This is a genomic window from Burkholderia sp. Se-20378 (assembly GCF_017104665.1).
In the GTDB taxonomy this organism is placed as follows: domain Bacteria; phylum Pseudomonadota; class Gammaproteobacteria; order Burkholderiales; family Burkholderiaceae; genus Burkholderia; species Burkholderia lata.
Genome location: NZ_JAAGPG010000543.1, coordinates 1 through 5395, shown reverse-complemented (window position 1 = coordinate 5395; position 5395 = coordinate 1). Strand labels below are relative to the sequence as shown.

The 5395-nt window shown below is 65.9% G+C and carries 5 protein-coding genes and 1 pseudogene; 2 read left to right on the top strand and 4 right to left on the bottom strand.

From position 1 onward, the window contains the following. The 3 genes from G3N93_RS33250 to G3N93_RS33240 all read right to left on the bottom strand — a co-directional run. Nucleotides 1–601: cytochrome c (locus tag G3N93_RS33250; RefSeq protein WP_206134860.1), on the bottom strand; the 601-nt coding region annotated here is incomplete at its 3' end. After that, nucleotides 598–2376, bottom strand: coding sequence for a GMC family oxidoreductase (locus tag G3N93_RS33245; protein ID WP_011355395.1), 1779 nt, complete (start codon nucleotides 2374–2376; stop codon nucleotides 598–600). The genes G3N93_RS33245 and G3N93_RS33250, both read right to left, overlap by 4 nt. Continuing rightward, nucleotides 2376–3113, bottom strand: a complete 738-nt coding sequence (locus tag G3N93_RS33240; protein ID WP_206134859.1) for a gluconate 2-dehydrogenase subunit 3 family protein — start codon at nucleotides 3111–3113, stop codon at nucleotides 2376–2378. The genes G3N93_RS33245 and G3N93_RS33240 overlap by 1 nt, the downstream gene beginning before the upstream one ends. A gap of 601 nt (nucleotides 3114–3714) precedes the next feature. Between G3N93_RS33240 and G3N93_RS33235 the strand changes: the two genes are divergently transcribed. Next, the gene (locus G3N93_RS33235) at nucleotides 3715–4299 is read left to right on the top strand and encodes an RNA 2'-phosphotransferase (RefSeq protein ID WP_206123872.1); all 585 of its coding nucleotides are present in this window, start codon (nucleotides 3715–3717) and stop codon (nucleotides 4297–4299) included. 9 nt (nucleotides 4300–4308) lie between these two features. On the opposite strand, the gene G3N93_RS33230 is transcribed toward G3N93_RS33235, so the two are convergent. After that, nucleotides 4309–4725 carry a DUF3995 domain-containing protein gene (locus G3N93_RS33230; protein ID WP_206134858.1) on the bottom strand — a complete coding sequence of 139 codons (417 nt, stop codon included), beginning with the start codon at nucleotides 4723–4725 and terminating at the stop codon, nucleotides 4309–4311. A gap of 331 nt (nucleotides 4726–5056) precedes the next feature. Here G3N93_RS33230 and G3N93_RS33225 point away from each other — a divergent pair. Further along, nucleotides 5057–5395: pseudogene (locus tag G3N93_RS33225) on the top strand (alanine dehydrogenase); the annotation flags it as partial.

The window sequence follows — 5395 nt, the reverse complement described above, 5'->3', positions numbered from 1 at the left end:
CCTCCGCGTCGAACGGCTTCGGGGTCGGCGCGAACATCTTGCGCCAGATCCCGAGCGGCCAGCGCATCGACAGCGGCCACACGATGTCGACCGCGCGGTTCTCGTGCTCGACCGGCGCGACGCCGTGCATGAAGTACGCGTACAGCGCTTTCATGTCGTCGTCGGTCAGGCGCGCGTAGGACGGGAACGGCATGGCCGGATACATCGTGTCGCCGTTCTTGCGCACGCCTTCGCGCACCGCGCGCGTGAAGTCCTCGACCGTCCAGCCGCCCAGGCCCGTTTTCGGGTCCGGCGTGATGTTCGTCGAGTAGATCCCGCCGATCGGCGTGTCGAATTTCAGCCCGCCCGCGAACGGCTTGCCGCCGCTCGCGGTGTGGCACGCGATGCAGTCGCCTGCCCGCGCGAGGTATTCGCCGCGCTTGATCAGGGCCGCGTCGGCGGATTGGGCAACGGGTGCGGCAGCCGGGCCGGAAGCCGCCGCGGGGGCTGCCGGCTGCGCGAACGCCGTCGAGCCGGCGAAGCCGAACGCGGCCCAGGCCGCACCGGCCGCAAGCGCGCGCGACATCCGTCGCGCGACGGTGTGGTTCATCGTCCTCTTCATACGGTCACCAGCGGGGCGGGATTTTTCAGGTATTGCTCGCGGATCGCACGTGCCGACCAGTAGGCCAGCGCCGCGATGATCCCGGTCGGGTTGTAGCCGATGCCCTGCGGCAGCGCCGATGCGCCCATCACGAACACGTTGTGCACGTCCCAGCACTGCAGGTAGCGGTTCAGCACGCTCGTCTTCGGGTCGGTGCCCATGATCGCGCCGCCGACGAGGTGAGTCGTCTGGTAAGCGCGCGAATCGAAGTGCTTGCCGAACTCGCGCGTCGACACGCCGATCGCCTTCGGCCCCATCGCCTCCGCGATCTTCTTCATCTGCCCGGTCACGTACTGCGCCATCTTGATGTCGTTATCCTTCCAGTCGAAGGTCATCCGCAGCAGCGGCTGGCCGTACGAATCGCGATAGGTCGGATCGAGGTCGAGATACACGTCGCGGTACGACATGTTGGTGCCGTGCGCGTCCATCGAGATCGTGTGCGCGTAGTTGTCCTTGACCGCCTTCTTCCACGCGGAGCCCCATTGCGGCGTACCGGGCGGCGTCGCGATGCCGCTGATCGGCTTCACGCCGGCCTGGTTCACCCACAGCGGCGAGCCGCCGACGAAGCCGAGCGGGCCGTGGTCGAAGTTGTCCGCGTTGAAATCGTCCACCGCGACGCCGTTGCCGCCCGCGCCGATGAACGGATTCGTGTAGGTGTCCTTGTCGAAGAACGCCTTGATCGTCGACAGGTTCTGGTATGCGAAATTGCGGCCCACGACGCCTTCGCCCGAGATCGGGTCGTACGGCTTGCCGATGCCCGACAGCAGCAGCAGGTGCACGTTGTGGTACTGGAACGCGGCCACGATCACGAGATCGGCCGGCTGATGCACTTCACGCCCGGCCGGGTCGACGTAGGTCACGCCCGTCGCACGCTTCTTCGTATCGTCGAGGTCGACGCGCAGCACGTGGCACTTCGAGCGCAGCTCGAAGTTCGGCGCCTGCTTCAGCGCGGGCAGGATGTTCAGGTTCGGCGATGCCTTCGAGTACATGTAGCACGCGTAGCCGCTGCAGTAGCCGCAGAAGTTGCACGGGCCCATCTGCACGCCGTACGGGTTCGTGTACGGGCCCGACGTGTTCGCCGACGGCAGCCGGTACGGATGCAGGCCGAGCGACTTGGCGGCATCGGAGAAGCGCTGCGCCGAATACGTGTTGAGCTGCGCGGGCAGCGGGAAGTTGTCGCTGCGGTTCGCTTCGAACACGTTGCCGTCGCCGACCACCTTGCCGCCGACCTTGTACGCCTGCCCCGACGTGCCGAACACCTTCTCGGCGAAGTCGAAATGCGGCTCGAGCTCCTCGTAGGTCACGCCCGTGTCCTGGATCGTCATCCCTTCGGGGATGAACTTCTTGCCGTAGCGCTCTTCATAGTGGCTACGCAGGCGCAGCTCTTCCGGCGTGATCCGGAAATGCACGCCCGACCAGTGCAGCCCCGCGCCACCCACGCCTTCGCCCGGCAGGAACGCGGCGAGCTGCCGGTACGGCAGCGCGGTGTCCTGCAGGCCGTGGCGGATCGACACGGTCGTCTTCGACAGGTCGAGGAACAGCTTCTTGCGAATGTTGTAGGTCAGCTCGTCGATCGTGTTCGGATACGCGCCGTCCGGATAGGTGTCGCGATACTCGCCGCGCTCGAGCGCGACGACGTTCAGGCCCGCTTCGGTCAGTTCCTTCGCGAGAATCGCGCCGGTCCAGCCGAAGCCGACGATCACCGCATCGACATGCGGTTTTTTCTCTGCGGCCATCAGCTGCGCTCCCCGTTGATCGAGACGGGGCCGTACGGATAGGGCTTGCCGCTCTGGTTGACGAAATCCATGAAGTCCGCGCGCGCGCCCGGAAAGCCGATCATCTTCCACGCGGCCATGTCGTGATTGCCGCCATGCACCGGATCGCAGAAGTAACCTTCGCGCGTGTTCTGCAGCAATTGGCCGAAGAACACGCCGGGCGGCACGTCGTCGATCTGCGCGCCGCCCTTCTCCAGCGCGCCGAGCACGGTGTCGCGCGTCGGCGCGTCGAGATCCGCGAACCCCTTGCCGTGGGTCTTCTCGCAATAGCGGTTGACCGCCGCGATGCCGAGCCGGTAGATGTCGCGCGGCACCAGCTTCAACTGATAGCCGAGCTCGGGCACGCCCTGCTGGAACGGCCCCTGCATGTACCAGGTGGCGCCGTGCGCATACGGCGTCTCCATCTGGCGATCGATGAATTCGGGCACGCCCGATTCGAGCGCGCCGGGGCCTTCGGCGTCGGCCGGAATCAGCCGGTCGACGGCGGCCTGGACGAACGCCCATTCCTTCGCATCGAAAAAGGTCGGCTTGTACGGGGCGCGTTCTGCGTTGGCCGATGCACCGGGCGCGTTGCCGGTCGTCGCGGACGGCGACGACGAGCGCAGGTCGCAGCCGGCGACCGACGCGATCGGCACGAGCGCGACCGACGTGCGCAGGAAACGGCGGCGCGAGTTGGGTTTGTCAGGTGACGTGGACATGGTCGGATGTTGATCGTTGGGGATCGGGGCCCGGACGCGCGCACTCCGCATGCGGCATGTCCGGCATGGCAGCCATGCCGCACGCGGCTGGCCGTCCTGTTCTTTCGTCTGTTGCGAACAACCACGATGCAGGCGCCGTCCGTGCAATGCGCGGCAACGCCTTCATGCAGCCGCGCGTCGCGCCAATTCAGGATGCGCTGCACGGATCGGCTTCTTTGTGAGCCTTATCGTCTGACAAATACCGGCATCTGCCCGCATCTGCCCCTCATCGCTCATGACCCTCATTCAACTTAGACGCCGCGTTTGCCGACAGCAAGCGCGACGTGCACGACCCTCTTTCGGGTCCGGCGACAAGTGCCGCGAATTATATATGGAACCGGTTCCATCAAGAGTTACTCCAATGCAATTCAATGCATCGAAAATCGCAACAATTGAAAAATCCGGAAGCCGGAACACACAGGAATCGCGTGATTACCGGCTGATGCGGGCGTCAGATAGACGATTGTTGTGTGGCGAGTTGCACCGAAGGCTGTCGCTTTCCAGCCACGCAGCCCCCCCGGGAGTGCCGGTTTGCATGGCGGTCTGGTAGCCTCCGCGACTCATGAAGACACAGAAGAATGAACTGCCGGCGCCCGACGCGACCCGCATCAGCCGAACCCTCAGCTACCTGCTGCGCCACGCGCCGCAGACGATCGGGCTGCAACTCGACCAGGAAGGCTGGGCCGACATCGACGAACTGATCGCCGGCGCCACCCGCCAGGGGCTCCATCTCGATCGCGCGACGCTCGAAACCGTCTGCGCGACCAACGACAAGCAGCGCTTCGCCCTTTCCGACGACGGCCGTCGCATCCGTGCGGTACAAGGGCATTCGACGCCCGTCGTGCAGCGCAGTTATCCGGCCGCGCAGCCGCCCGAGCGCCTCTATCACGGCACCGCGACGCGCTTCCTGGATTCGATTCGGGTGCAAGGGCTGAAACCGGGCGCCCGTCATCACGTGCATCTGTCGCCGGACATCCGGACGGCCCTGGCCGTCGGCACGCGCTACGGCGTGCCGGTGATTCTCGAGGTCGATGCGCTGCGCATGCATCGGCAAGGCCACACGTTCTTCGTCGCCGAAAACGGCGTATGGCTGACCGACACCGTGCCGGCGGAATTCCTTAAAGAGATGGACGGGCCCGCGCGCTGAGACGCGCGCTCACCACGGCCAGAACATCGACGCGATGGACAGCGCCAGCGCCGCGCAAAGCGGCGAGTAATACAGCGTGTCCATGCGTGCGAAACGCGACCCGCGAATCCGCTTGAAGAAGCCGACGTAACGGAAATCGCCGACGGCCCGCACCGCAAAGATCAGTGCGAACGCAACGACCGCGAACGAGATCGTGCCGTGATGCGCGTTCGGCCCCAGCCAGCCGGCACGCGCGGCGACCACGCACGCGCCGCCCAGCAACACCGCCGCGACCGCGAACGTGCCAATGGCAGTCGGCCGCAGCAGCGGTTCGCCGTCCTGCTCCGGAATGGCCGCCCCTTTGCCGCGCTGCCCGCCCAACGCCCAGTAGACGTGAATGAGCGCGATTGCGCAAAGCGTCGGCACGCTGAAATACGCTCCGGTCATGTCGATCGATGTCCTCGTCTCGTTGTCTCGTTATCTCGATGTGTTGCCGGCCAGGTGCCGGCACGCGGCCCCGGTTCGCGACACACGTGACGATACCGAAACCCGGCAACGCGCGCATTGCGACGTCCGGTCGCAACCCGCCACGACGCATGTTGCAATGCAGTGCGACCGCAGGCGCGCGTGGGCCGTCCGCTTGACTTCCCTCCGCGCACTACTACCCTGTTATTCCAGTACTGCGGTCGATACGCCCCGGCGCGACCGGCCGCACGTGCATCGTTCGCCGCATGGCGCACCTGCACGACAACGATAACGAAGGCCATGGAGGCGACTCATGCTGATCGGTGTGCCGAAAGAGATCAAGAACCACGAATACCGTGTCGGCCTCACGCCGGCCGGCGCGCACGAACTGACGCGGCACGGCCATCGCGTCCTGGTGCAGCGCGGCGCGGGCACGGCGATCGGCCTGCTCGACAACGACTACACGGCCGCGGGCGCATCGCTTTGCGACGGCGCCGACGAAGTCTTCGCGCGTGCCGACATGATCATCAAGGTCAAGGAGCCGCAACCGGCGGAATGCGCGATGTTGCGACGCGGGCAGATCCTCTACACGTACCTGCATCTCGCGCCCGATCCCGACCAGGCGGCCGCGCTCGTGAAGTCCGGCGCCACA

Bases quoted from the DNA above. Each gene is read 5' to 3' on its own strand.
- G3N93_RS33245 (WP_011355395.1), bottom strand. From the start codon at position 2,376: ATGGCCGCAGAGAAAAAACCGCATGTCGATGCGGTGATCGTCGGCTTC.
- G3N93_RS33240 (WP_206134859.1), bottom strand. From the start codon at position 3,113: ATGTCCACGTCACCTGACAAACCCAACTCGCGCCGCCGTTTCCTGCGC.
- G3N93_RS33235 (WP_206123872.1), top strand. From the start codon at position 3,715: ATGAAGACACAGAAGAATGAACTGCCGGCGCCCGACGCGACCCGCATC.
- G3N93_RS33230 (WP_206134858.1), bottom strand. From the start codon at position 4,725: ATGACCGGAGCGTATTTCAGCGTGCCGACGCTTTGCGCAATCGCGCTC.